The 24,356-nt window shown below is 66.6% G+C and carries 23 protein-coding genes, 1 tRNA gene and 1 pseudogene; 8 read left to right on the top strand and 17 right to left on the bottom strand.

Going from position 1 to position 24,356, the window contains the following annotated elements; translation table 11 throughout:
- Nucleotides 1-19 precede the first annotated feature (19 nt).
- From D9R12_RS05315 to thrS, 14 genes are all read right to left on the bottom strand, one after another.
- The gene (locus tag D9R12_RS05315) at nucleotides 20-1,051 is read right to left on the bottom strand and encodes an acyltransferase family protein (protein WP_014160076.1); all 1,032 of its coding nucleotides are present in this window, start codon (nucleotides 1,049-1,051) and stop codon (nucleotides 20-22) included.
- 3 nt (nucleotides 1,052-1,054) lie between these two features.
- On the bottom strand, nucleotides 1,055-2,308 hold the full coding sequence (locus tag D9R12_RS05310; protein ID WP_425476602.1) for a polysaccharide biosynthesis protein GumE: 1,254 nt from the start codon (nucleotides 2,306-2,308) through the stop codon (nucleotides 1,055-1,057).
- Between the two features lie 93 nt (nucleotides 2,309-2,401).
- The gene (locus tag D9R12_RS05305; RefSeq protein ID WP_122228853.1) at nucleotides 2,402-3,862 is read right to left on the bottom strand and encodes an undecaprenyl-phosphate glucose phosphotransferase; all 1,461 of its coding nucleotides are present in this window, start codon (nucleotides 3,860-3,862) and stop codon (nucleotides 2,402-2,404) included.
- A 301-nt stretch (nucleotides 3,863-4,163) separates the two neighbouring features.
- On the bottom strand, nucleotides 4,164-5,573 hold the full coding sequence (locus D9R12_RS05300) for a GumC family protein (protein ID WP_043290418.1): 1,410 nt from the start codon (nucleotides 5,571-5,573) through the stop codon (nucleotides 4,164-4,166).
- A complete protein-coding gene (locus D9R12_RS05295; protein WP_122228851.1) occupies nucleotides 5,570-6,274 on the bottom strand; it encodes a polysaccharide biosynthesis/export family protein in 705 nt (234 codons plus the stop codon). The genes D9R12_RS05300 and D9R12_RS05295 overlap by 4 nt, the downstream gene beginning before the upstream one ends.
- A gap of 508 nt (nucleotides 6,275-6,782) precedes the next feature.
- A tRNA-Pro gene (locus D9R12_RS05290) sits at nucleotides 6,783-6,859 on the bottom strand.
- Nucleotides 6,860-6,984: 125 nt separating this feature from the next.
- Complete coding sequence (locus D9R12_RS05285) at nucleotides 6,985-7,341, bottom strand: MerR family transcriptional regulator (RefSeq protein WP_014160071.1); 357 nt, start codon at nucleotides 7,339-7,341, stop codon at nucleotides 6,985-6,987.
- Nucleotides 7,334-7,639: an integration host factor subunit alpha gene (locus D9R12_RS05280; protein WP_014160070.1), complete on the bottom strand. Its 306-nt coding sequence runs from the start codon at nucleotides 7,637-7,639 to the stop codon at nucleotides 7,334-7,336. The genes D9R12_RS05285 and D9R12_RS05280 overlap by 8 nt, the downstream gene beginning before the upstream one ends.
- A 16-nt stretch (nucleotides 7,640-7,655) precedes the next feature.
- Nucleotides 7,656-10,034, bottom strand: coding sequence for a phenylalanine--tRNA ligase subunit beta (pheT, locus tag D9R12_RS05275; RefSeq protein WP_122228849.1), 2,379 nt, complete (start codon nucleotides 10,032-10,034; stop codon nucleotides 7,656-7,658).
- Nucleotides 10,035-10,161: 127 nt separating this feature from the next.
- Nucleotides 10,162-11,157, bottom strand: coding sequence for a phenylalanine--tRNA ligase subunit alpha (pheS, locus tag D9R12_RS05270; RefSeq protein WP_122228847.1), 996 nt, complete (start codon nucleotides 11,155-11,157; stop codon nucleotides 10,162-10,164).
- A gap of 339 nt (nucleotides 11,158-11,496) precedes the next feature.
- Nucleotides 11,497-11,856 carry a 50S ribosomal protein L20 gene (gene rplT / locus D9R12_RS05265; protein WP_014160067.1) on the bottom strand — a complete coding sequence of 120 codons (360 nt, stop codon included), beginning with the start codon at nucleotides 11,854-11,856 and terminating at the stop codon, nucleotides 11,497-11,499.
- A gap of 11 nt (nucleotides 11,857-11,867) precedes the next feature.
- Nucleotides 11,868-12,065, bottom strand: coding sequence for a 50S ribosomal protein L35 (gene rpmI / locus D9R12_RS05260; RefSeq protein WP_014160066.1), 198 nt, complete (start codon nucleotides 12,063-12,065; stop codon nucleotides 11,868-11,870).
- A 298-nt stretch (nucleotides 12,066-12,363) separates the two neighbouring features.
- The gene (gene infC / locus D9R12_RS05255; protein ID WP_083833476.1) at nucleotides 12,364-12,891 is read right to left on the bottom strand and encodes a translation initiation factor IF-3; all 528 of its coding nucleotides are present in this window, start codon (nucleotides 12,889-12,891) and stop codon (nucleotides 12,364-12,366) included.
- 54 nt (nucleotides 12,892-12,945) lie between these two features.
- On the bottom strand, nucleotides 12,946-14,850 hold the full coding sequence (gene thrS / locus D9R12_RS05250) for a threonine--tRNA ligase (RefSeq protein ID WP_122228845.1): 1,905 nt from the start codon (nucleotides 14,848-14,850) through the stop codon (nucleotides 12,946-12,948).
- Nucleotides 14,851-15,178: 328 nt separating this feature from the next.
- On the opposite strand from thrS, the gene tesB reads away from it, so the two are divergent.
- The 3 genes from tesB (at nucleotide 15,179) to D9R12_RS16175 (ending at nucleotide 17,843) form a co-directional block, all read left to right on the top strand.
- Nucleotides 15,179-16,087, top strand: a complete 909-nt coding sequence (tesB, locus tag D9R12_RS05245) for an acyl-CoA thioesterase II (RefSeq protein WP_122228843.1) — start codon at nucleotides 15,179-15,181, stop codon at nucleotides 16,085-16,087.
- 7 nt (nucleotides 16,088-16,094) lie between these two features.
- Nucleotides 16,095-16,631 (top strand): putative signal transducing protein, encoded by a 537-nt coding sequence (locus tag D9R12_RS05240; RefSeq protein WP_122228841.1) that lies wholly within the window; start codon nucleotides 16,095-16,097, stop codon nucleotides 16,629-16,631.
- A 63-nt stretch (nucleotides 16,632-16,694) separates the two neighbouring features.
- On the top strand, nucleotides 16,695-17,843 hold the full coding sequence (locus D9R12_RS16175) for an RNA polymerase sigma factor (protein WP_122228839.1): 1,149 nt from the start codon (nucleotides 16,695-16,697) through the stop codon (nucleotides 17,841-17,843).
- A gap of 70 nt (nucleotides 17,844-17,913) precedes the next feature.
- On the opposite strand, the gene D9R12_RS05230 is transcribed toward D9R12_RS16175, so the two are convergent.
- Complete coding sequence (locus D9R12_RS05230) at nucleotides 17,914-18,438, bottom strand: EF-hand domain-containing protein (protein ID WP_425479050.1); 525 nt, start codon at nucleotides 18,436-18,438, stop codon at nucleotides 17,914-17,916.
- 240 nt (nucleotides 18,439-18,678) lie between these two features.
- Here D9R12_RS05230 and D9R12_RS05225 point away from each other — a divergent pair, with 240 nt between their 5' ends.
- Nucleotides 18,679-19,413 (top strand): arginyltransferase, encoded by a 735-nt coding sequence (locus D9R12_RS05225; RefSeq protein ID WP_014160059.1) that lies wholly within the window; start codon nucleotides 18,679-18,681, stop codon nucleotides 19,411-19,413.
- Nucleotides 19,414-19,617: 204 nt separating this feature from the next.
- On the top strand, nucleotides 19,618-20,817 hold the full coding sequence (locus D9R12_RS05220; RefSeq protein WP_122228835.1) for an endonuclease/exonuclease/phosphatase family protein: 1,200 nt from the start codon (nucleotides 19,618-19,620) through the stop codon (nucleotides 20,815-20,817).
- A 73-nt stretch (nucleotides 20,818-20,890) separates the two neighbouring features.
- On the opposite strand, the gene purT is transcribed toward D9R12_RS05220, so the two are convergent.
- Entirely contained in the window at nucleotides 20,891-22,090 is a 1,200-nt protein-coding gene (gene purT / locus D9R12_RS05215) for a formate-dependent phosphoribosylglycinamide formyltransferase (RefSeq protein WP_122228833.1), read from the bottom strand.
- A gap of 19 nt (nucleotides 22,091-22,109) precedes the next feature.
- Between purT and D9R12_RS05210 the strand changes: the two genes are divergently transcribed.
- The 3 genes from D9R12_RS05210 (at nucleotide 22,110) to D9R12_RS05200 (ending at nucleotide 23,925) form a co-directional block, all read left to right on the top strand.
- A complete protein-coding gene (locus D9R12_RS05210; protein WP_147475050.1) occupies nucleotides 22,110-22,487 on the top strand; it encodes a hypothetical protein in 378 nt (125 codons plus the stop codon).
- Nucleotides 22,488-22,497: 10 nt separating this feature from the next.
- Entirely contained in the window at nucleotides 22,498-23,319 is an 822-nt protein-coding gene (locus D9R12_RS05205) for a M15 family metallopeptidase (protein ID WP_122229394.1), read from the top strand.
- Between the two features lie 204 nt (nucleotides 23,320-23,523).
- A complete protein-coding gene (locus D9R12_RS05200; protein ID WP_043290416.1) occupies nucleotides 23,524-23,925 on the top strand; it encodes a tetratricopeptide repeat protein in 402 nt (133 codons plus the stop codon).
- 69 nt (nucleotides 23,926-23,994) lie between these two features.
- On the opposite strand, the pseudogene D9R12_RS05195 reads toward D9R12_RS05200, so the two are convergent.
- Nucleotides 23,995-24,189 (bottom strand): annotated as a pseudogene (locus D9R12_RS05195) (DNA-3-methyladenine glycosylase 2 family protein); the annotation flags it as partial.
- Nucleotides 24,190-24,356: the final 167 nt, after the last annotated feature.

Genomic DNA, 24,356 nt, shown 5'->3' with positions numbered 1-24,356 from the left:
CAGGACATCGCCAGCCGGCTTATCGGCCACCTGCACGTGACAGGCCGATGGCCCAGGGCGCGATGCGCACGAACACCCAACGCATCGGCAAGGCCAGGCCCATGGCCACCAGGGAGACCAGCAGCGCCCATCCCGGGCCGGGCTTGTTCTGTTCCGAATACAGCCCCGCCAGCGACGCCACACCGGAAAGCACGAAGAACACCAGGATATGCGTGCACAGGATCAACAGCGTATTGCGCCCGATCCACTGCAGGACCGAAGCCTGCGCCACCAGCCTGGCGACGAACAACGTCAGCAAGGTCCCCAGGATGGCGTTGACGAAGAACAGCCCCACCGACTGGCCGAACTCCAGCGCATTGACATCCACCCGCCCGTTGCGCAATGCCAGCACCATCCACGGCACGACCAGCACCAGCGTGAAAATGACGTTGAGCCAGGCCTCCTTCGGGAGCAGGCTCCGCGAGGCCATCCAGGCGCCCAGTGCGTAGAACGCCAGCGCGATCGGCATCACGTCCAGGCCGAATGGCAGGCGTACGCCAAGCGGAGGGAACACCAGAATCCACAGTGCAGCCACCGGCATCGACAGCAGGACCAGCAAGCCGGCCGGCACGCGCCGGAGCATGATGGCCGCCAAGGTGGTGACGAACAGCACCGGCAGGAACCACAGCACCGGATTGACGTACAGATCCGGTCCTATGCCGCTGACCAACCCCTTCAACGGATCCCACCAGGGCAGTGCGCCCCAACGCGCAGCCTTTTCGCCAACGTGGCGGGTCACCAGCCAGTACCCATAGCCCAGCAGATAGAACACCACGTACGGCAGCAGCAGCGTGCGCGCCAGTCGAAGCGCCGTCTCGCCCAGGCCGCGCGCGGTGCCATGCGCGCGCGACACCCAGCCGGACAGCACGAAGAACAGCGGCACGTGGAAGCTGTAGACCAGGATGGTGAACAGGTGCGGGATGCCGCGCGCGTGCCCCATCACGACCAGCATGATCGCAAGTGCCTTGGCTGCATCGATTCGTAGATCGCGCGCAGCCAGATCGCTGCTCATGGTTCAAGGAGTTCCGGCCGTCGTTGTTTCCGCGCGGGTGGCGCGGCCAACGGGCAATGCCGCCTCATCAAAAGAACGCCCAGCCAACAGCGAGGGATGCGAGAACCATGCGCCCTTGGGCAATTGCCACATCGCGCCCAGCACGAAGTACCAGAGCGCCGCCGACTTCACCGAGAACAGGCTGTTGGAGACTAGCAGACCCGTGGCAAAGGCCAGCATGAAGAAATTCTTGAAGGCCTGGCCATCCTCGGTGGGCATCTCCAGCCCGAACGAGTACGCCAGCAGGAAAGCGCCCACCACCATGATCGACTGCGAGGCGATGAAGTACGCGATACCGCTGTCGGCGTACCTGTACGGCACGTCGAAATCCAGGCCCAGCCAGGCCTCGGCTGTCATGTCACGCAGCGCGGCCACCGTCAGATAGACACGGCCCAGGGTGGTGTCGTCATAGGCTTCCACGCCCATCACCCAGATCAATGCAGCCGCCGCCAGGATCACCAGGGGCATGATCAGGAAGGACAGGCGCTGGTCGAGCTTCCTTAAAAAAGGCGCGCCCAACAGCAACAGAAAGCTTGTCCCGGCCGCAAGCCGGCCGTCGGAGGCCACGATCAGGAACAACAGCAAGCCAACCGAAAAGATGATCCGTTTTGGCCCGAACGATCGCCAGAACACCAGCAGGATCGCGCAGAAGAACACCAGGTAATTGCCCGTAGTGACCGGCTCGACGAAGATGGACGAAGCACGCGGCAGGTTACTGCCGGCCAGGAAGTTGCGCTCGCCAGGACGGGTGGCGCTGACGAACAGGTTGCTGTCCTGGTTCCAGAAGCCACCCTCGTCGACGCCACGGGTGTTGACGTAATAGCTTTTCGGATTGACCACGTCTCCGTAGACCTCGGGCACGGCGAGTTCAACCGCGGCGACCAGCGCCACGATCACGCTCATGCGCAGGAACAGCCGCGGCAGCGAGCCGCCATAGGCCGCGCCAAGCACCAGGAAGGCAAAGGGGATGATCGCATCGCGGATGAACTTGGCATCGACCCGCCATTCCACCACGTAGCGAAACAGCATTACCGCCGCAATCAGGCCAATGCCCACCAGCACCGCGGCGATCTTCTCGCGCTGCAGCGTCCAGATCCCAAGGCCAAAGCAGCCCGCATAGATCACCAGCTCTGCCGCGTAGGTCATGGCCGGAGTCACGGCGAACAGCTGGGCGTTGATGATCGCCAGCAGAAAGTTGTAGCCAATCGCGAACAGCAACAGCAATTCAATCAGGACGTCACGCAGGCGGTGTCTGGCCTGGGCTCGCGTCCCGTGCTGGACCAATGCCTCATGGGGAACCGCGGCCATAAGTCAGTACGCGGTCTTCTGGCCGAGCACGCGGAACGCGGTCAACACGATGATCTTGCAGTCCAGCCACAGCGACCAGCGGCGTATGTAATCCAGATCGTATTGCACGCGCTTTTTCATCGTCCGCAACTCCGGGGTCTCACCACGGAATCCATTGACCTGCGCCCAGCCGGTGATGCCCGGCTTCACGTAATGGCGCTGCATGTAATGATTGATCAGCTTTTCGTAATGGCTGTTGTGCTGAGCTGCATGCGGACGCGGGCCGACAATGGACATGCTACCGCCCAGGACATTGAATATCTGGGGCAGCTCATCCAGGCTGGTGCGGCGCAAAAAAGCGCCAAACCGCGTGATGCGCGCGTCGCCGCGCGTAGCCTGCTTGACCTCGACCTGGCCTTCCTGGTGCACATACATCGAGCGGAACTTGAGCATGTGGAACTCGCGCCCGCCCAGGCCATGGCGCTTCTGCCGGAAGAACACCGGGCCCGGCGAGCTGAGCTTCACGCCGATGGCGATGGCCAGCAGCAGCGGCCACAGCACCAGCAGCGCCGCAACCGCGACCAGCTTGTCCTGCAGGGCCTTGGCCACCACGAAGTAGTTGTCACGATCCACGCCGCCCTGGCGCAGGTTGATGACCGGCACATTGCCGATCTGCTCGCCCTGCTGGTTGAGGAGGCCAAAATCGAACAGGTCAGGCACCAGCTTGACCGTGATGGGGAAGCGATCCAGCACCTGCAGCAGGCTCTTGATCCGATCACGATCGCCAAGCGGCATGGAGATCCACACCTGTTCGACCGTGTTTTCCTGCAGGTAGCGCTCCAGCTCTTCGGGCGCGGAGATCCCGAGACACGGCAACCTGCTCGACGCGGCACTGGGTACCATGTCGTAGCGACTCTGGAAATAACCCACGATCTGCAGCCCGACCCAGCTGTTGCGCAAGAGGTACTTCTGCAGCTTGAACACAGGCGTGCGCAGACCGATCACCACCACGCGCTGCACGTCCAGGCCAGTGCTGCGCAGCATGTTCAGGCAGTTGCGCAGCAGGGTGCGCGATAACACCAGCGCGGCGAAACCACCGACGTACCACGTCCCGAGCCAGGCCCGTGAGACATATTGGCCCATCTGCACGATCAGCGCGTGCACCGCGAATAGCGCGAACACGCCGGTCCAAGCCAGGCCCAGCACCATGCACTCGCGCAACAGCCCACGTCCGCGCCAGCTGCGATACAGGGGAAACGCGCTGAAGCAGATCACCGCGTAGAGCAGCGTGGTGCCGATGACCACGCGATAGCCAGCCGCCGGCAGCCAGGTGTCAAACCTGAGGCGATAGGCCACAATCGCCGCAGCGACCACCACCACGATATCCGAGACGCGCAGGACGACGTCAGCCGCAGCGGAATATTTTGAAAGCAGTCGCGGCGATGAGGTGGTCTGCGTACCGCCACTTAGATCAGCCAGGAGCATGGTGTCCTCCGGTCCCGGTTCATCACTGGCAAAACGCGGGGGATCGTTTTGCCGGAAGAATCCAAAAATTGTCCGCTGCCCGACCGCTGCGCAATGCGCTCATGCGCATTGGCCCCGTGGTCGACGGCGGCACCGTTGTGACATACAAACTTGAGCTGCATCCAACCACGCTGTCCCCTAATCGGTCTGGAACAAGCGCCTGCTGCGATGCAACAATCGCACGAAAAAGCCTGTTGTTCTGTGCACCAACGCACGTTCACAGTCGCGATTCACGCCTTGGTGCAAAGCGTGAACGCTCTGCTCACACCCGATGCGCGCGGCGTACCGAGCCAACCAGGTGCAGCATCAGAGCCAGCACCAAGCCGAGGAACACTCCAAACACCGCGCCCAGCGCCAGATTGATCGGCAGGCGCGGTGAGTAAGGCGCGCCGGGCACTTCCGCCGGGTCGATGACCGAGACGTTATTGGCGCCGACATTGCCCGCCACCCCGATCTCCTTGAAACGCTGCAACAGCGCGTCATACAGTTGGCGATTGGTATCCACATCACGCTTGAGCATGTTGTAGCGGATGCTTCGCTCTTCCAGGTCCAGCTGGTCATGCTTGAGCGAACTGATGCGCTGCTCGGTCAGCTGTTCCTGTTGCGCAGCCATGTCGTACTGCGACCTCAATGACGCCCTGATGACGCCCACTTCGCGCCGGATCTGTGCATTGCCAGCATCGATGCGGCTCTTCAACCGCAGCATCTCCGGATAGTCGGGCTTGTAGGTGGCCAGTTTCTGGTTGTACTCGGCCTCCATCTGCGACTGTGCTTCGCGCAAGTTCTGGATCAGCGGGCTGGACACCACCTGCGGCAGGTTCAGGCCGTCACCGCCACGCGCCTCATTCCAGGCCGCTTCGGCCTGGATCTTCGCGCTTTGGGCGGCAGCCAGCAATCCGTTGAGCTCGCTCAGGTTCTGCGCCGGCAGCGACGGTGCGTCCTCGCCTACCGATACGATCTGCTGGTCGCCCGAGTAATCCACCAGCGCGCGCTCGGATTCCTCGACCTTGCCGCGCAGCTGCTCCAGACGTTCGGACAGGTACTTCACCGCAAAGGTGGACGCATCCAGCTGGCGCTGCAGGTTGTCGGAAATGAACGTACTGGCGTAGGCGTTGGCCACCCTCGCCGACAGCGCCGGATCAGGAGAGCTGAAGTGGATCTTGGCCAGGCGCGAGTTGCGCACCGGCTCGATCTCCAGCCCTTGGATCACAACTGCGGTCAGTGCACGTTCGGCCGCTTCCTGCTGGCGCTTCTGGATCGTGGCCTGGTCACCTTCGGCACCTTGCGCGGCCTGCGCGGCGGCCTTGTCCGCCAGCTCCTTGTAGGCCGGATGCTCGGCCAGACGCGTCTTGCGGATCACCGCCTGCGCCAGCGAGCGGCTTCGCAGCAGCTCGTACTGGGTTTCGTAGAAGTCGCGATCCATCGGCGACTCGGCCGGCATCAGGTTCTCGATGTTGACCACGTTCATCGCATCGCGATTGATCTGCAGTGTCGTGGTTGCCCGGTACTGGGGCGTCGTCAGCAGGGTACCGACCAGCACGATGGCGACCACCAGGACCGTGACCCCGACGATCAGCCAGCGGCGCGAGGTGATCGCCTGCCAGTATTCGAGCAAGCTCACGTCTGGCAGCCTGGTGTGGATGTGCCCGGAAGGGCGTTCGGTCGTACTCATTGGTACGCCCTGAAGACCATCACGAAGGGGGTCAGCTCCAACACCGTTCTCAGGAGCAAGCGTGCGTCAGAGCGATAGACCACAACGATGTCGCCTCCGTAGATTTCAGGGTCGGGTGACTGACCGGTCTCGATCTGGGTCAGGTCGAAGCGGGCGATCATTTTCTGGCCGCCGATGGTGCGGAAGACCACCACGTTCCGGCGACTGGCCAGGTCGCTGACGCCTTGCGCCTCAGCCAATGCCTGCTGCAAGGTGAGCTGGGTGGCGCCCTCGAGCGGATAGTTCCCTGGCTTGGAGACCGCGCCAGAGACCGTGATGCGCTGGCTGGTAAATTCCTCGATCAGCACCGATACCTGCGGATCCTGCAGGAACTTGCCGCCGTAGGCGCGGGTGATCTCGGTCTCCAGTTCCGAGCGGGTCAGGCCGGCGGCCTTGAAGTTGCCGATCAGCGGCAACGAGATCATGCCTTCGTTGTCTACGCGGACCTGGCGCTCCAAATCCTCGATCTGGAAGACCTGGATCTGGATCAGATCGCCTGCCCCGATCCGGTACTCGGGCGCTTCCTTCACCTCACCCAACGGGTCGGGCGTGGGCAGCGAGGAGGCCATGTCGGGGACCGAGCTACAGCCGGCCAGCAAGGCCAGGCAGGCCAGGGCGAACAGGAGGAGCGGACTTCGGGGTGACGAGGCGTTGGGATCCATGAACGGTGGTCTTTACCTTTGGGTTGGGGGGAGCCCGCGGGCGCCGAGCCGTGGAACCGCGCGGATCAGGCGATTGGATCTGGAATGGTGCCAGCCACCTTGTCGTTGCCGGGGGCGATGCCCTCGGTGCGACAAAAGTGAATGCGACCCTGGATCGACTATGGCACAACCGTGCCGAGCGCTCCAGACAACAACCCAGATCCAAACCCGTGGCTCATATCAACAACAAGTGACACCGCAAAAACGCACGACGCGAACGGGCTTCCAGCAGAAGTCTTGTTTGATGCTGCCTTGCACCACTTGTAGAACGCCGGAGCCGGGCGGGACCGGACATTAATTCGTGACGAGAAACACGATTTAACCCTGACAGAACAGTTATACGCGACTCAGCAACCTCAACGGCCATTCACGATCGCACGAAGATGAGCCCGTGCTGTGCAGCGCTTGCGCGCCTGGTGGCCGAAAATAAAAACGCCCGGCAAGCCGGGCTTTTCATGTCATATGCGATTGGTCGGGACGGCCGGATTTGAACCGACGACCCTCTGCCCCCCAGGCAGATGCGCTACCAGGCTGCGCTACGCCCCGACTTCGCAAAAGCGCTCCCGCCTTGCAGCGGGCCGCGCATCATACCGGATTCATCCGTTGGCGCGCACCCCTCCCTCCCTCCCGCCCAGCGCAGTGGCGATGCAAGAAGTTGAGGCCCGTGCGTTTCAGCGCCGCAGCAGCTGCAGGACTTCTTCCAGTTCCATGCGGACTTGGCGGACGATCTGGTTGCTCAGGGCCGATTCCTGCTTGGCGCCCTCGCCTTCCAGGCGTAGCCGGGCGCCACCGATGGTGTAGCCCTGCTCGTAGAGCAGCCCGCGGATCTGGCGGACCATCAGCACGTCGTGGCGCTGGTAGTAACGGCGGTTGCCGCGGCGCTTGACCGGCTCCAGGCTGGGAAATTCGGTCTCCCAGTAGCGCAGCACGTGCGGCTTGACGTCGCACAGCTCGCTGACTTCGCCGATGGTGAAGTAGCGCTTGGCCGGGATCGGCGGAAGTTCGCGGTTGCTGCCGGGGTCAAGCATTGCGGTCGCCTCCGGCATAGGCTTCGACGCGTTCCTTGAGCTTCTGGCCGGGGCGGAAGGTCACCACGGTGCGGGCAGAGATCGGGATTTCCTCGCCGGTCTTCGGGTTGCGGCCCGGGCGCTGGTTCTTGCGCCGCAGATCGAAGTTGCCAAACCCGGACAGCTTGACCTGGCGCCCCTGTTCCAGGGCGTCACGCAGCACGTCGAAATACGCGTCGACGAACTCCTTGGCTTCGCGCTTGTTCAGACCGACTTCGTCGAACAGCCGCTCGGCCATTTCCGCTTTGGTCAATGCCATCGATGTCCCCTGAGCCTCAACCGCGGATGCGGGCGCCGTGTTCGCGTGCCAGGGCAGCGACCGTTTCGGCCACCACCGTTTCCACATCGCGGTCGTTCAATGTGCGCGTGTTGTCCTGCAAAATCAAGCCCATAGCCAGGCTCTTTTGTCCCGTTTCGACCCCCGGGCCGAGGTAGCGGTCGAACAGCAGCACCTGCCGTAGCAGCGGTCCGGCGGCCTCGCGTACGCTCTGTTCGATCGCGGCGAACGGCACCGATTCGGCCACGGTGAAGGCCAGGTCGCGGCGCACCGAGGGGAAGCGCGACAGCTCGGCCGCCTGCGGCAGCGCGCGCTGGGTCAGTGCATCCAAGTCGATTTCGAAGCCGAGCACCGGCCCGTCCAGGTCCAGCGCCCTGTGCAGTCGCGGATGCAGCTGGCCGATCCAGCCGATCCACCGTCCATCGCGGAAGACCTCGGCCGAGCGGCCCGGATGGCCGTAGCCGCGCGCGGACTGCTGGAAGGTCAACTGGGCCGCGGATGCAGCCGCCAGGCTCTGCAGGTCGCCCTTGAGATCGTAGAAATCCACCGGACGGGCCGGCACGCCCCACTGCTCGGCCGCGGCATCACCACTGACCGCGGCGGCCACGCGCAGGGTTTCCACCGGCGCTGCGCCCTGCCCGCCGGCAGCGGCAAACACGTTGCCCAGCTCGAACAGGCGGATCCGCCCGGCCTGGCGCGCGGCGTTGCGCTGCAGTGTGGCGACCAGCCCTGGCAGCAGGCTGGTGCGCATCACGCCCAGTTCGCCGCTGAGCGGGTTGGCCAGTGGCACGGCGCCTTCGCTCAGGCCCCAGCTGTCCAGCAGCTGCGCATCGACGAAGGCGAAATTGATCGTCTCCAGCAGCTCGCGCGCGGCCAGCTGGCGGCGCACGGTGGCCGCGTCCAGTCGCGTCTCGGTCCCGGCACCGATGCGGGTCGCTCCCCCCGGCAACGTGGTTGGAATCCGGTCGTAGCCGTGGATGCGGGCCAGTTCCTCGATCAGGTCCTCCTCGATGGCGATGTCGAAGCGGCGGCTGGGTGCCACCACCGACCAGCCTTCGGCCGTTTCGGTCAGTTCCATGCCCAGCGCACGCAGGATGCGCACGACCTGGGCATCGGCGATCTGCATGCCCAGCACCCGGGACACGCGCGCGCGGCGCAGGGCGATCGGCGCCGGAGCGGGCAGATGTTCGTGTAGCGCAGCGTGCACGACCGGGCCTGGCGAACCGCCGGCCAGCTCGACGATCAGGCGCGTTGCCACTTCGATCGCCTGCGGCGCCAGCGCCGGATCGACGCCGCGTTCGTAGCGATGGGAGGCATCGGTGTGCAGGCCCAGGCGACGGCCGCGGCCGATGATCGCCGACGGCGCGAAGTACGCCGATTCCAGGAACACGTTGCCGGTGGCGTCGGTCACCTTGGTGTCCTGCCCGCCCATGATGCCGGCCAGGGCGACCGGACGGTCGGCGTCGGTGATCACCAGGAAGCCATCGTCCAGCGCCGCGGTGCGGCCGTCGAGCAGCTGCAGCGATTCGCCAGCGCGGCCCTTGCGCACGCCGATCGGCCCGGTGAGCAGGTCGCGATCGAAGGCGTGCATCGGCTGGCCCAGCTCCAGCATCACGTACTGGGTGATGTCCACCAGCAAAGAGACCGGGCGCACGCCGCTGCGGCGCAGGCGCTCGGCCAGCCAGGCCGGTGTCTGCGCAGTGGCGTCGACGCCTTCGATGATGCGACCGCAGTAGCGCGGCGCATCGGCGCCGGCGTCGAGCCTGACTTCAAGCGCGCGCTCATGCCGTGCGGCAATCGGCGTGGCATCGAACGGCACCACTTGGCTGCCGAATGCGGCGGCCACGTCGAAGGCGATGCCGCGCACGCTGAAACAGTCGGCCCGGTTGGGCGTGAGCTTGATCTCGATGCTCGCATCGGGCAGGCCCAGGAAATCGGCGATCGGGGTGCCCAGTGGTGCATCGCTTGGCAGTTCCAGCAGACCAGACGCATCGGCGTCCACGCCCAGCTCCCTGGCCGAACACAGCATGCCGTTGGAGTCCACGCCGCGCAGCCTGGCCGCCTTGATCGCGATCCCGCCGACGTTGGCCCCGACCATCGCCAGCGGCGCGACCAGCCCCGCACGCGCATTGGGCGCGCCGCACACGATCTGCAGGTGCTCGCCAAGTCCGGCATCGACCTGGCACACCTGCAGGCGGTCGGCCTGCGGATGCCTGGCGCAGTCGACGATGCGCGCCACGACCACCTTGTCCAGACCCTCGCCCAGCGCGGTGACCTCTTCGACCTCCAGGCCGATCGCGGTCAACGTGGCCGTGAGTTCATCGCGCGTGGCGCTGGTGGGGACGTGGCTGCGCAGCCAGTTTTCAGAGAATTTCATCGTTGGTGATCCGTAGGGCGGGTCTTGACCCGCCATTTGCCATGTATCAAGCGTCGTGATGTCGAACCAAGCGGCGGGTCGAGACCCGCCCTACGCGAACTGCCGGGGCGGCGGGTCGAGACCCGCCCTACGCAAACTGCCTGAGGAACCTGACGTCGTTCTCGAAGAACGCACGCAGGTCGCTCACCCCATAACGCAGCATCGCCAGGCGCTCCACGCCCATGCCGAAGGCAAAGCCGGTGTAGCGCTGCGGATCGATGTTCACGCTGCGCAGCACGTTCGGATGGACCATGCCGCAGCCGAGCACTTCCAGCCAGCGGGTGCTGCCATCGGGCTGCTGCCAGGCGATGTCCACTTCCGCGCCGGGTTCGACGAAGGGGAAGTAGCTGGGACGGAAGCGCATCTGGAAGTCACGTTCGAAGAACGCGCGCACGAACTCGGCCAGCGTGCCCTTCAGATCGGCGAAGGTGGAATGCTCGTCGACCAGCAGGCCTTCGACCTGGTGGAACATCGGCGAATGGGTCTGGTCGCTGTCGGAGCGATACACCTTGCCCGCGGCGATCATGCGCAGCGGCGGCGCGTGCTGCCCCATGTAGCGCACCTGCACGCCGGAGGTGTGGGTGCGCAGCAGGCGGCCATCACCGAAGTAGAAGGTGTCGTGCATCGCCCGCGCCGGGTGGTGCGGGGGGAAGTTCAGCGTCTGGAAGTTGTGCCAGTCGTCCTCGATCTCCGGACCGTCGGCCAGCTCGTAGCCCAGCCGGCCGAACAGGTCGGCGATCCGCTCCAGGGTGCGGGTGATCGGATGCAGGCCGCCGCGGCCGGCATTGCGGCCCGGCAGGGTCACATCGATCGCCTCGCCGGCCAGGCGCGCGTCCAGGGCGGCGTCTTCCAGTACGGCCTTGCGCTGCGTCAGTGCCTGGGAGATCACATCGCGCGCACGGTTGATGGATTCGCCGGCCGCCTTGCGCTGGTCGGCGGGCAAGGTGCCCAGCGCCTTGAGCTGGGCGGTGACCTGGCCGCTCTTGCCCAGCAACGCCACGCGCAGGGCTTCGACCGCATCGGGCGTCTGCGCCGATGCGATATCGGCAAGCGCCTGGGTGGTGAGGGATTCGATTTCACTCATGGGCGGTCAACCTCGAATGTGTAACGAGCTCCTCGTAGGAGCAACCGTCTTGGGTGGGAGCCGCTTCAGCGGCGATGTGGCCTTGCCGGCAAAGCCCATCGCCGCTGAAGCGGCTCCCACGATGTCCGATCCTCTGTAGGAGCGCCCTTTGTCCCCTTCCTGGGGCATGGGCGCGAGCGCTTGGCGCAACTGCAGGACTCCCAACAGCTCGCGCCCATGGGGGCGCTCCTACGGGAATGAATCCCAAAAAAATGGGGAAGGACTGGCGCCCTTCCCCATGCATGCAATGTTGTCTCCAGCCAGGCGCCGCCGACGGCGAGGCCTGCGATGGATCCACACTTATGCCGCGAGCGCGCTCTTGGCCTTTTCGGCAAGGGCCGTAAAGCTGGCGGCATCGTGCACGGCGATATCGGCCAGCACCTTGCGGTCCAGGGTGATGTTCGCCTTCAGCAGGCCGTTCATGAAGCGGCTGTAGCTCATCCCGTTCAAACGCGCGGCGGCGTTGATCCGGGTGATCCACAGCGAGCGGAAGTTGCGCTTCTTCTGCTTGCGGCCGATGTAGGCGTACTGGCCGGCCTTGATGACGGCCTGCTTGGCGACGCGGAAGACCTTGCGACGGGCGTTGTAATACCCCTTCGCACGGCTCAGGACCTTCTTGTGACGGCGACGTGCGGTCACGCCACGCTTGACTCGTGCCATGGTCTATCTCCTCAGAGGTAAGGCAACATGCGGTTCAGACGGCCGGAATCTTCGGCACGAATGATGTTCGTCGCACGAAGACCACGCTTCCGCTTGGTCGCCTTCTTGGTGAGGATGTGGCTACGGTTGGCGTGGCCAGCCTTGAACTTGCCGGATGCGGTCTTGCGAAAACGCTTCGCCGCCGCCCGGTGGGTCTTGATCTTGGGCATTGCTTGAGATCCTTGTGGAATTTCGATAACTGGCCTGGGCGGTGGCTTGCGCCACGCTTTCCGTCCTGCCCGAACCGGCTTGTAAGTCGTTGATCCAAAAGGATCAAGACGGGTTCCCTCTGGCTTTGCAGCCGCCCCGGCGTCAACCGGGCCGCGCATTATGCACGCCTGCGCTTTCCCTTGCAAATCAGCAGCTTTACGCCGGCCGGCCGCAGTGGTAGACGCAAAAGCCGGACCTGGCTGGCCCGACGTTGCGCAGCGACCCGCTCCCGCTCCCGCTCCCGGTGCCGGCGAAGGCTTACTGCTTCTTCTTGGGCGCGATCATCATGACCATCTGCCGACCTTCCAGGCGCGGCCGTGATTCGATGACGATCTCCTCGCCCAGGTCGTTCTCGATGCGTGCGGCCATCTCCCGGCCCAGCTCCTGGTGGCTCATCTCGCGGCCACGGAAGCGGATGTTGACCTTGACCTTGTCGCCCTCTTCCAGGAAACGGCGCATGTTGCGCAGCTTGATCTGGTAGTCGCCTTCGTCGGTGACCGGGCGGAACTTGAGTTCCTTGATCTCGACCTGCTTGGTCTTCTTCTTGGCCTCGTTGGCCTTTTTCTGGGCTTCGAACTTGAACTTGCCGAAGTCCATGATCTTGCACACCGGCGGGTCGGCCTGTGGCTGGATCTCGACCAGGTCCAGGCCTTCTTCCTCGGCCTTGGCCAGCGCTTCGTCGCGCGAAAGCACGCCGATCATCTCGCCGTCGCTGCCGATCACGCGGACCCGCGGGACGCGGATTTCCTGGTTCTTGCGGTTTTGCTTGTTGTCAGGGGTGCTGATGTTGCAGTCTCCGTGATGGGGTGGGCCGGCATCCCTCCGGTGCCGGTTCCGATGTCAGGCCAGTTGCTCAGCGCCAAGGCGCTCGGCGAAAGCCTGGATGCTCATTGTGCCCAAATCCTCGCCCGAGCGCGTACGCACGGCGAGGGCGCCATTTTCCTTCTCGCGGTCGCCGATCACCAGCAGATAGGGCACCCGCTGCAGGGTGTGCTCGCGGATCTTATAGCCGATCTTCTCGTTGCGCAAATCCGAAACCACGCGGAAGCCTTGATTCGCAAGGGTTTTCTGGACCCTATCGGCATAGTCGGCCTGGGCGTCGGTGATGTTGGCCACCACCGCCTGGACCGGGGCCAGCCAGGCCGGGAAGGCGCCGGCATGGTGCTCGATCAGGATCCCGATGAACCGCTCCATCGAGCCGACGATGGCCCGGTGCAGCATGACCGGGTGCTTTTTCTGGCTGTTTTCGTCCACGTACTCGGCGCCCAGGCGGGCGGGCATCATGAAATCCACCTGCATCGTGCCCAGCTGCCAGGTCCGGCCGATGGCGTCCTTGAGGTGGTACTCGATCTTGGGGCCGTAGAAGGCGCCCTCACCCGCCAATTCGTCCCATTCCACGCCGCACGCGCTCAACGCAGCGCGCAGGGCAGCCTCGGCCTTGTCCCAGGTGGCGTCGTCGCCCAGGCGCTTTTCCGGGCGCAGGGCGATCTTGATCTGGACGTCTTCGAAACCGAAATCCCCGTAGACCTTCAGCGCCTGGCGGTGGAAGGCGGTGACCTCGGCTTCGATCTGTTCCTCGGTGCAGAAGATGTGGCCGTCGTCCTGGGTGAAGCCGCGCACGCGCAGGATACCGTGCAGCGCGCCCGAAGGCTCGTTGCGGTGGCAGGCGCCGAATTCGCCGTAGCGGATCGGCAGGTCGCGATAGCTGTGCAGGCCCTGGTTGAACACCTGGACATGGCCCGGGCAGTTCATCGGCTTGACCGCGTAGGTGCGCTTCTCCGACTCGGTGAAGAACATGTTGTCCTGGTAGTTGTCCCAGTGGCCGGACTGCTTCCACAGCGACACGTCCAGGATCTGCGGGCAACGCACTTCGCCGTAGCCGCTCTGACGGTAGACCTTGCGCATGTACTGCTCGACCACCTGCCAGATCGCCCAGCCCTTGGGATGCCAGAACACCAGGCCCGGACCTTCTTCCTGCAGGTGGAACAGGCCCTGCTGCTTGCCGATCCTGCGATGGTCGCGCTTGTCGGCCTCTTCCATGCGCAGGATGTAGGCATCGAGCTGCTTCCTGTCGGCCCAGGCGGTGCCGTAGATGCGCTGCAGCTGCTCGTTGCTGGCATCGCCGCGCCAGTAGGCGCCGGAGATGCGCGTGAGCTTGAACGCCTTCAAAAAGCGCGTGTTGGGCACGTGCGGGCCGCGGCACATGTCCACGTATTCCTGGTGGTAGTACAGGCCCATGGCCTGGATGTCCTCGGGCATGTCCTCGATCAGGCGCAGCTTGTAGTCCTCGCCACGGGCCTTGAAGGTTTCGATGACTTGCGCGCGCGGGGTCATCTTCTTGATCACGTCGTAGTCCTGCGCGATCAGTTCGGCCATCCGCGCCTCGATCGCAGCCATGTCCTCCGGTGTGAACGGGCGCTCGGAGTAGATGTCGTAGTAAAAACCCTCGGCGATCACCGGGCCGATCACCATCTTCGCGTCCGGATACAGCTGCTTGACCGCGTGGCCGACCAGGTGCGCACACGAGTGGCGGATGATCTCCAGGCCCTGTTCGTCCCTGGGCGTGATGATGCGCAGGGTTGCGTCGTGGTCGATGATGTCGCTGGCGTCGACCAGGGTGCCGTCCACGGCGCCGGCGATGGTGGCCTTGGCCAGGCCGGCGCCGATCGACTGGGCGACCTGCAGGACCGAAACGGGGGCTTCGAACTGGCGACGGCTGCCGTCGGGGAGGGTGATGGTGATCATGGGTCCTGAAAGCTCGTGGGCCGTGGCCCGAGCGCGCCGGGCAACAGTGAAATGCAGGGATACAAGGACTGGAAACGGCAAAGGCGCCACATCGGCGCCTTTGCAGGTGGCCATGCGGGCTGGGGCGGCGTCAGACGTTGATAGTGCTCATGTCGCACGCTCGGCCGGCGCGGGTGCGCGAGCCACCTGTTCCTGTTGAAAGCCAAGGCCGGCATGGTAGCGCAAAGCCTGCACCGCCACGCAAGGGCGCAAGGACGCAGGGGCAGGGGCAGCGGGCGCGGCGGCTATAATACGATGTCATTTCTCCCCCCTCAGCCACAGCCCGCCCATGCCCAACAAACCCCTCGTCGCCGAACTGATCGAACTGCTGGCGCTGGAGCGCCTGGAGGAGAACCTGTTCCGCGGCCAGAGCCGGGACATCGGCTCCAAGGCCGTGTTTGGCGGCCAGGTCCTGGGCCAGGCACTGTCGGCCGCGCAGGCCACGGTGGATCCGGATTCCCGGCGGCGCGCGCATTCGCTGCACGCCTACTTCCTGCGCGCCGGCGACGTCCAGGCGCCGATCATCTACGACGTGGACCGCACCCGCGACGGCGGCAGCTTTTCGGTGCGCCGGGTCAGCGCGATCCAGCACGGCAAGGTGATCTTCTTCTGCGCCGCTTCGTTCCAGGGCGACGAGGACGGAGTGGAACACCAGGCGCAGATGCCCGAGGTGCCGGCACCGGAGGACATCGCCGAACCGCCCCCGGTGCCGCCGGAGGTGATGGCGACGCTTCCGGTCAAGATGCAGCGCTGGCTCAGCCGGGAGTTGCCGTTCGAGTTTCGCTACGTGCAGCCACGCAACGAGCTGAATCCGCAGCCCCTGCCGCCGCGCGAGCGGTTCTGGTTCCGCCTGACCGAAAAAATCGGCGATTCGCCGGAACTGCACCGCACCCTGCTGGCCTATGCCTCGGACTACCAGCTGCTGGGCGCGGCCAATTTCCCGCACGGCATCAGCTACTACCAGCCGAACGTGCAGATGGCCTCGCTCGACCACGCGCTGTGGTTCCACCGCCCGTTTCGCGCCGACGACTGGCTGCTGTATGCCATCGACAGTCCCACCGCCCAGAATTCGCGCGGCATGGCCCGCGGCCTGATCTTCGACCGCACCGGCCGGCTGGTCGCCAGCGCTGCGCAGGAAGGCCTGATCCGGGTGGTCCCCACCGCCAGCGACGTGGCCCACGTGCCTGCCAGGGAGTAGGCGCAGCATGCGCCAGATCTTCACCAGCCAGCGCGTGGAAACCGTCGAAGGGGTGGCCGAGCTGCTGGAACGCAACGGCATCGAGACCTACATCAGCAACGGCCGCTCCTACCAGGGCCGGCGCGGCAGCCAGTTCCGCTACTCCGAACCGGTCGGCAAGCAGAAGCAGCCCACCGTCTGGGTGCGCCGCGCCGACGACCAGCCACGGGCACGCGAGCTCTTGCGCGAACACGGCCTGCTGGGCAGCACCCGGCCCGGCCGGTTGCGCCTGCCGGAACCGGGCGAGTCCGATGATGCCGCCGACCGCAGGCGCCGCTGGGCCACGCGCATCCGCCTGGTGCTGCTGGCGCTGATCGTGGCGGCGGCAGGCTTCACCTTCCTGCGCCAGCGCAGCCTGCGCCAAGCGCCGCGGCAGCCGGCAGCGGCCGCTGCGCCGGCGCAGCGCCAGGCCGCTCCGCCGGATGCCGGCCTGAAGGAGGACGAGGAGCGCATCCGCCTCCCCACCCTGCCGCCGGCCCCGCCGGCGCCTGCTCCGCGGCGCTGACTCCGGTCACGTCCGGCCCCGGCACGCGTCCTGGAAGTCTGGCCCCGCCTGCGAGCCGCTGCGATGAACGCCCTTCCGCTCGATGTCATGCTCCGCCAGGAGCTCTCCGCCGCCCGCCGCGGCGACACCGCCGCCTACGGCCGGATCGTGCGCGGCTGTCAGAACACCGTCACCGCCATCACCCTTGCCATCACCGGCGACGTGGCTGCCAGCGAGGACATCGCCCAGGACGCCTTCCTTCGCGCCTGGCAACGGCTGGACCGGCTGAAGAACCACGACAGCTTCCTGCCCTGGCTGCGCCAGATCACCCGCAACCTGGGCCGTGACCACCTGCGTGCGCGTCGCCACGAGGCGATGACCGGGGAGGACGCCGAACTGGCCATCGCCATCGCCGCCGACCCGGCGCCCGGCCCGGCCCAGCAGTTGCTGGTCACCGAACAGGAAACCGCGGCCGCCGACATCATCGCCGCCCTGCCCGAGGACGCGCGCGAGACCCTGCTGCTGTACTACCGTGAGGGCCAGCGCTCGCAGCAGGTCGCGCTGCTGCTGGGACTGTCCGACGCGGCGGTGCGCAAGCGCCTGTCGCGGGCCCGCGAGACGGTGCGCAGCGAACTGCTGGCCCGGTTCGGCGAGTTTGCACGCGACTCGACGCCGGCCGCAGCCTTCACCCTGCTGGTGACCAGTGCGCTGAGCGTGGCCGCCCCGCCGGCGGCGGCCGCCACGGCGCTGGGCATGGCCGGTTCGGTCGGCGCCAAGAGCCTGGGCAAGGTGCTGCTCGGTGGACTTGGCAGTATCGGCATCGGGATCGCGGGCGCCTGGCTGGGCATCTGGTGGGGCCTGAAGCGCAACCTACGCGGCGCCCTCGATGACCGGGAACGCACCCAATTGCGACGCAGCGCAATGATCAACGCCGCGGTCACCGCCGCCTTCGTCCTGGCCATGTGCGCCTACGCCGCCTGGGGTGACGGCTGGCTGATTCCCACCGGGCTGTCGCTGGTGCTGTTCGCGGTCGTCGCCTACCAGGGCCTGGTGGTGGAGCCGCGAATCAAGGCGCGGCGCCATGCACTGGAAGCACGCCAGGATCCGATCAAGGCGGCGCGCTGTCGTCGGCGCGAACGGTTGTGGGCCTGGATCGGCTGCACGCTGGGCCTGCTGTGCGGCGGCGGCGCACTGCTCTACGGACTGGTCGCGCGCGGCCACCTGGCGTTTTGAGCTTGCGTTCCGACGCCTCGAGCCCCGCGCCGGCAGGGCGCGGGGCGGGCCTGAGCCCGGGCCAGAGGCATTACGGCCTGGCGGCTGGCGCCTCGCCTGCCGATGGCGGCGCACCCGGGCCACCCCGGCGATCCCGCATGCCCTTGCCCTCGTGCCGGCCGCCGTGCATCGACCGGTCCGGCTTGGCCGCGTCGAACTCGGCCTTGCTCAGCTGGCCATCCTTGTTGGTGTCGGCGTTGGCGAACCAGGCGTCGTGACGCTGCTTCATCCGCAGCTCACCATCGGCGCGATCAACCGAGCCATCCTTGTTGGCGTCCATCTTGGCGAAGTGCTCGGCGAACTTCGGATCGGCCTTGGCTTCCTCGGCGCTGATGCGGCCGTCCTTGTTGGTGTCCAGCTTGGCCATGCGCTCGCCGTGGCGCGGTGGCGACGGCGTGTTGGCATCCTGCGCGGCGGCGGCGGCCGCGCCGGCGCCCAGCACAGCGGCGATGGAGAAGGCGATCAGGGTCTTGCGCATCATGAGTGTTCCTTCAGGTCCGTGGCTGCTTGCCACTGCCAGGGAAAACGCTGCCGCGGCGGCCGGGTTGACCGCCACGCCGACCGCGTTAAGACGGCGGTTAGCTGGGTCAAGGCATCGCCTGGCTGCACGACGCATGACATCGGCCGGCAAACGCGTGCCCCGGGCAGCACGCGCAGCGCGGGCGTCTCACCCGGGCGGACGGCGGCGCAGTATGCTGAAGGCCATGGCCATCTGCCTGCCCTGCCCGCCGATCCGTTTCCTGTCCCACGCCCGCCCCGACGGGCGTGTCCGGGGCCGGTGCACGGAGCCAGGCGCATGAAGACCGATGCGTTCCCCCCGCGCGAGGACGTACGCCTGTTCCACACCGGCGAACACCCTTGTGGCTACTGGTCCGACCGCATCGCGCGCGACCTGGTCCTGGATCCGCGCGACCCGCGCCTGCCGGCGTTCTACCCGACGGCGCTGTCCTGGGGTTTCCGCCGTTCAGGCGACCTGGTCTACCGCCCGCACTGTCGGGGCTGCCGCGCTTGCGTGCCGGTGCGCATTCCGGTCAGCCATTTCACGCCCGATCGCAGCCAGCGCCGCTGCGCCGCGCGCAACGCACAGGTGGAAGCGCGGGTGGCGCCGGCCGAACGCAGCGAGGAGCATCTGGCGCTGTATCGGCGCTATCTGACCAGCCGCCATGTCGGCGGTGGCATGGACGACCATGGCGCCAGCGAGTTCCAGCAGTTCCTGATCGGGCGCTGGTCGCAGACCCGCTTCCTGGAACTGCGCGAGGACGGACGCCTGATCGCGGTGGCCGTGACCGACCTGGTGCCCAACGCACTGTCGGCGGTCTACACCTTCTTCGACCCGGACCTGACCGCGCGCAGCCTGGGCACGCTGGCGATCCTGCGCCAAGTGGAATGGGCCCGCCGCGACCATCACCAGTACCTGTACCTGGGCTACTGGATCAACGGCCATCGCAAGATGGAATACAAGCGCAGGTTCAAGCCGCTGGAAGCCTTCGACGGGCGCAGCTGGGACGACATCGAGAAGGTGGTCGGCTGAAGGCGCGCAGGCCGGTCACAGGCGCACCCTAGTACCGCAACCCGAAGATATCGAAACGTGAAAGCGCGGCTTCAAGCCCAGTGCGGCGTTGCAAGCCTTGCCAAGGCGGCCTGCCTTGGCGGCAGCTTGCGCCTTGCCCTGGACTTGAATCCATCACTTTCACCATGTTCCGTTATCTCCGGGCTACGGTACTAGAATGTGGCCATGCGCCCACGACTTGCCCTGCTGTGCCTGATGGCCGCCTTCGCCACCGCCTCGTGCAGCAGCACCCCTGATGCCACTGCCAGCGCGCCGCTGCGCGTGGCCACCTACAACACCTCGTTGTATTCGGACCAGGCCGGTGGCCTGATCGCCGAACTGGAAGGCGACAGCGGCCATGCGCGCAAGATTGCTGCGGTGCTGCAGCAGATACGGCCGGACCTGGTGCTGCTCAACGAGTTCGATTACGACCAGGCCCATCGCGCGGCCGACCTGTTTCAGCACAAGTACCTGGAAACCCCGCAGCCCGGCGGCGGCCAGCCCCTGCGCTATCCGTATCGCTACCTGGCGCAGGTCAACACCGGCGTGCCCAGCGGCCTGGACCTGGACAACAACGGCCGCATCGGCGGCAGCGGCCGCGATGCCGGCAACGATGCCTGGGGTTACGGCCTGCACCCGGGCCAGTACGGGATGCTGGTGCTGTCGAAATATCCGATCGACCCGGCCGCCGTGCGCAGTTTCCGCCTGCTGAAATGGTCCACCGTGCCCGGTGCGGTGAACCCGATCGATCCGCGCACCAGCCGGCCCTGGTATGCGGCCGCGGCCTGGGCGCAGCTGCGGCTCACGTCCAAGTCGCACTGGGACGTGCCGGTGCAGACACCCGGCGGCCTCGTGCATTTTCTGGTCTCACATCCCACACCGCCGGTGTTCGACGGGCCAGAAGACCGCAACGGCCACCGCAACGCGCAGGAAATCGCCGTGTGGCGGCATTACCTGGACAATGCGCCCGATGCGGCCTGGCTGTGCGATGACGCCGGCCGCTGCGGCGGGCTCGAGGCAAACGCCAGGTTCGTCATCGCCGGCGACCTCAACAATGACCCCATCGATGGCGATGGTCACCACGCCGCCATCATCGAATTGATGGAACACCCGCGCATGCTGCGTCATCCCGCGCCGACCAGCGCCGGCGGCGCCGAGACCGCGCGCGCCTACGCGGCCAGAGGCCTGCTGCGCAAGGGCGCGCCCGAACAGGTCACCGGCGATTTCGGCCCGAAATCCGGCGCGATGCGGCTGGACTACGTGCTGCCCTCGGTCGGCTTTGGCTATCTGGGCGGCGGCATCTTCTGGCCTGCGTCAGGCGATCGGCACGCACCGATCGCCGACGGCAGCGACCATCATTTGGTGTGGGCCGAGCTGGCGTTGTGACTCGGAGTCCCTGCCGCCGGGCCGAGCACACACTCCCGTCAGGCGGGTCTGGCCTGAAGGGTGAGTTGAACCGTTACTCCAGGCGGATCTCGATCGCTGCCGCCGCATCGCGCGCCCTGGCGCGCGCCTGCTCGATGTCCGCGCCGCGGGCCAGGGTCACCCCCACCCGGCGCTGGCCTTCCACGCGTGGCTTGCCGAACAGGCGCAGCGCGCTGCCGGGCGCGGCCAGGGCCGCCTCCACGTTGGCGAACACCGGCACGCCATGCCCTTGCGCCAGCATCGCGCACGACGCGGATGGGGCGATCGCAGCGATCACCCCGCTATCGCCCGCGCCCACTGGCAGGCCCAGGATCGCGCGCGCGTGCAGGGCGAATTCGCTCAGATCCTGCGAGACCAGGGTGACCAGGCCGGTGTCGTGCGGGCGCGGCGAGACCTCGGAGAACCAGACCTGGTCGCCCTTGACGAACAGCTCCACCCCGAACAGGCCGCGCCCGCCCAGCGCGTCGGTGACCGCGCGTGCGATCTGCTGCGCGCGCGCCAGCGCGTCCGGGGTCATCGGCTGCGGTTGCCAGCTTTCGCGGTAGTCGCCGTCCTTCTGCCAGTGACCGATCGGATCGCAGAAGCTGGTGCCGCCGACATGGCGCACGGTCAGCAGGGTGATCTCGTAATCGAAGTCGATGAAGCCCTCGACGATGCAGCGCCCGGCGCCGGCACGGCCGCCGGTCTGCGCGTACGCCCACGCCGGACCGATGTCGGCCTCGCTGCGCAGCGTGCTCTGGCCCTTGCCCGAGGACGACATCACCGGCTTGACCACGCACGGCAAGCCGATCGCGGCCAGCGCGTCGCGATACTCGGCTTCGCTATCGACAAAGCGATACGGCGAGGTCGGCAGGCCCAGGGTCTCGGCGGCCAGCCGGCGGATGCCTTCGCGGTCCATGGTCAGGCGCGCGGCGCGTGCGGTGGGGATGACCTGCAGGCCGGCGTCGCGCTCCAATTCGACCAGGGTCTCGGTGTGGATGGCCTCGATCTCCGGCACCACCAAGTGCGGCTGCTCGGCGGCGATCAGCGCGCGCAGCGCGACCGGATCGAGCATGTCCAGCACCTGGCTGCGGTGGGCGACCTGCATGGCCGGCGCGTCGGCATAGCGGTCGGCGGCGATCACTTCCACCCCGAAACGCTGCAGCTCGATGGCCACTTCCTTGCCCAGTTCGCCCGCGCCCAGCAGCAGGACCCGGGTGGCGGAAGGCGAGCGCGGCGTGCCGAGCGTGGTCATGGCGGTGCTTCAGGGGAAAATGGGACGCCATTCTAGCCAGTGGGCGGCTGTGGCCCGGGTGCCCATGCGCCAGGTCGATGCGCAGTGCATCGCCGTGCGGTCCACGTTCTTCCGCACCCAGGTGTCCATTGCCCAGCTGCAGCTGGATCAGGCGCGCGTGGTGGATCTGGCCGAACTGCGCTCGCTGCGCAAGCTGCGCGGCCATGGCCTGCCGGGTTTTCGCAGCGGCTGGTATCGGCTGCGCAACCGGGACAAGGCCTTCGTCGCCACCGCCGACAGCCGCCTGCTGCTGTGGCTGCCCAGCAGTGCCGGGCACGGCCTGCTGCCGGACGTGGGCGATCCCGATGGCCTGCTGCCTCGGTTGCGTGAACTGGCCGCACACCCACACCCTCGCTAAAGTGCAGGCGATGCCTGTCCGCCCGACCTTCGCCAACGCCCGCACCCTGCTCAACACCGCCGAGGTCGAACTGTGGCCCGCCGGCCTGCTGCGTGCGCGCAGCAACGCCGATGCCCGCGCCCTGGCCCGCGCCAGCCGGGTCCTGCGGCGCAAGGACGACGGCCGCTATCTGGCTGCGGTGCTGCCCGAAGGCCTGGTCGGCCTGGTTCCCGGCTGGAGCCGCAGCGTCGGCATGGACGATGCCCTGGACCGGCTGGAAGCGGCCCAGGCGCGCGGGGCACCCATCGATCCCGATCTGTCCGGCGTCCTGCCCCTGCATGGCCTGCGCCGCCGCCTGGATCACCTGGGCCTGGACGCGGACGATTACGCCGCCCGCACCGGCCTGGTCCTGGTCGCCGAACCGGCCACCCTGGCCCTGGCCGGGTTCGACCGCTACCGCCGCCCGCTGTGGCTGACCCGCGCGGCCGGCCGCGCCTGGCAGGCGATGCGCCAGGCCGCGGCCGGTGACCAGATCGCCCTGGAGGCCATTTCCGGCTATCGCAGCCACGCCTACCAGCTCGGCATTTTTCAGCGCAAGCTGGAACGCGGCCAGCCCCTGGCCCGGATCCTGACCGTCAACGCCGCCCCCGGCTACAGCGAGCACCACGCCGGCACCGCCCTGGACATCGGCACGCCCGGCCAGCCGCCGGCCGAGGAATCGTTCGAAACCACTGCTGCCTTCGCCTGGCTGCAGGCCAACGCCACGCGCTTCAGCTTTTACATGAGTTATCCGCGCGGCAATGCGCATGGCATCATCTACGAACCCTGGCACTGGCGCCACGGCGGCCGCTGACCTGCCGCGCGCGGCTGTCGCCCCCACGCGGGCATCGGCTACCCTTGCTGCGCGCCTGGCCGACCAAAGAACGACGGCGCTCGAACCTTCCCCCATCCGGCGCAGCCGCTGCCCTCGCACGAAGGCAGCCACGCGCCCGCTCTGGCGCCCGGCGCGCCGACAGAGGCCACCTCCTTGCAATCGATCCAACCCCTGCTGCAGTCCTTGAACACCATTACCTGGCTGCTGGTCTTCATCAGCGCCGGAATCCTGGTCATGTCGGTCTGTTTCGTGATCCTGGTGGTCAACGTGGTCAGCGTGATGCGCGAGAACCGCAGCAGCCGCCGCGGTGACCTGCGTGAGACCGAACTGGACGACCTGCTGGCCTCGGGCCAGAGCAAGGCGGCCAAGTTCTCGGCCACCGAATGGATCGCCCTGGAACCGCGCCGGCCCGAGGCGCACTGGGCCCTGGCCAAGGCGCATTACCAGCTGGGCGAACTGGCCGAAGCCAAGCAGGTGCTCAACGAGCTGCTGAAGATTGCCCCGGAAGAGGATTATCGGGTCGATGCCTGGCTGGAACTGCTGGAAACCGAGTTCTCGGAAAGACGCCCCAAGCCGGTCAACTGACCGCCAGGCGCCTGGCTCCGACGCGCAGCCCACCGGCCGGCGAGGTCAATCCTGTGAGCGGCTGGTCGGAGCGGCGGCCTTGCCCGAGAGCTGCTGGAACAGGATCGCCCGGGCCAGCGCATCGACCGGGTCGAAGGTCCCGCGCCAGCGCGGCTCGGCCTGGATCACGCCGATGCGCCTCATCCACGCGCCCAGCTTGCGGTCGCACCTGGCCAGGTGGTCCCAGACCGCGGCGGTATCGAAGCCACGCGCGTGTCGGGCCACGGCCAGGCTCCTAGTGTACTGTTCTATTCTTGATGGAACCTATATGAAATCCATCGTTCCAACACTCTACGAGGACGAAGAGTGGAGAGTGCAAGTGCGAGTTGCCCCTGAGATTGTGCTGAGCGACGAGGAGCGAGCCGAGTTGACGAGACTGGTTCGCTCCAAGC

The organism is Pseudoxanthomonas spadix (assembly GCF_003703395.1).
GTDB lineage: Bacteria > Pseudomonadota > Gammaproteobacteria > Xanthomonadales > Xanthomonadaceae > Pseudoxanthomonas_A > Pseudoxanthomonas_A spadix.
The sequence above is the reverse complement of the archived record's forward strand: the minus strand, read 5'-3'. Positions and strand labels throughout refer to the sequence as shown.

Coding starts and splice junctions, on each gene's coding strand:
- D9R12_RS05285 (WP_014160071.1), bottom strand. CDS start 7,341: ATGCTTGACCCCGGCAGCAACCGCGAACTTCCGCCGATCCCGGCCAAG.
- D9R12_RS05295 (WP_122228851.1), bottom strand. CDS start 6,274: ATGGATCCCAACGCCTCGTCACCCCGAAGTCCGCTCCTCCTGTTCGCC.
- rpmI (WP_014160066.1), bottom strand. CDS start 12,065: ATGCCCAAGATCAAGACCCACCGGGCGGCGGCGAAGCGTTTTCGCAAG.
- D9R12_RS05205 (WP_122229394.1), top strand. CDS start 22,498: ATGCCTGTCCGCCCGACCTTCGCCAACGCCCGCACCCTGCTCAACACC.
- D9R12_RS05225 (WP_014160059.1), top strand. CDS start 18,679: ATGAAGACCGATGCGTTCCCCCCGCGCGAGGACGTACGCCTGTTCCAC.
- D9R12_RS05210 (WP_147475050.1), top strand. CDS start 22,110: ATGGGACGCCATTCTAGCCAGTGGGCGGCTGTGGCCCGGGTGCCCATG.
- thrS (WP_122228845.1), bottom strand. CDS start 14,850: ATGATCACCATCACCCTCCCCGACGGCAGCCGTCGCCAGTTCGAAGCC.
- D9R12_RS05280 (WP_014160070.1), bottom strand. CDS start 7,639: ATGGCATTGACCAAAGCGGAAATGGCCGAGCGGCTGTTCGACGAAGTC.
- pheS (WP_122228847.1), bottom strand. CDS start 11,157: ATGAGTGAAATCGAATCCCTCACCACCCAGGCGCTTGCCGATATCGCA.
- purT (WP_122228833.1), bottom strand. CDS start 22,090: ATGACCACGCTCGGCACGCCGCGCTCGCCTTCCGCCACCCGGGTCCTG.
- D9R12_RS05305 (WP_122228853.1), bottom strand. CDS start 3,862: ATGCTCCTGGCTGATCTAAGTGGCGGTACGCAGACCACCTCATCGCCG.
- D9R12_RS16175 (WP_122228839.1), top strand. CDS start 16,695: ATGAACGCCCTTCCGCTCGATGTCATGCTCCGCCAGGAGCTCTCCGCC.
- D9R12_RS05300 (WP_043290418.1), bottom strand. CDS start 5,573: ATGAGTACGACCGAACGCCCTTCCGGGCACATCCACACCAGGCTGCCA.
- pheT (WP_122228849.1), bottom strand. CDS start 10,034: ATGAAATTCTCTGAAAACTGGCTGCGCAGCCACGTCCCCACCAGCGCC.
- tesB (WP_122228843.1), top strand. CDS start 15,179: ATGCCCAACAAACCCCTCGTCGCCGAACTGATCGAACTGCTGGCGCTG.
- D9R12_RS05220 (WP_122228835.1), top strand. CDS start 19,618: ATGCGCCCACGACTTGCCCTGCTGTGCCTGATGGCCGCCTTCGCCACC.
- D9R12_RS05315 (WP_014160076.1), bottom strand. CDS start 1,051: ATGAGCAGCGATCTGGCTGCGCGCGATCTACGAATCGATGCAGCCAAG.
- rplT (WP_014160067.1), bottom strand. CDS start 11,856: ATGGCACGAGTCAAGCGTGGCGTGACCGCACGTCGCCGTCACAAGAAG.
- D9R12_RS05240 (WP_122228841.1), top strand. CDS start 16,095: ATGCGCCAGATCTTCACCAGCCAGCGCGTGGAAACCGTCGAAGGGGTG.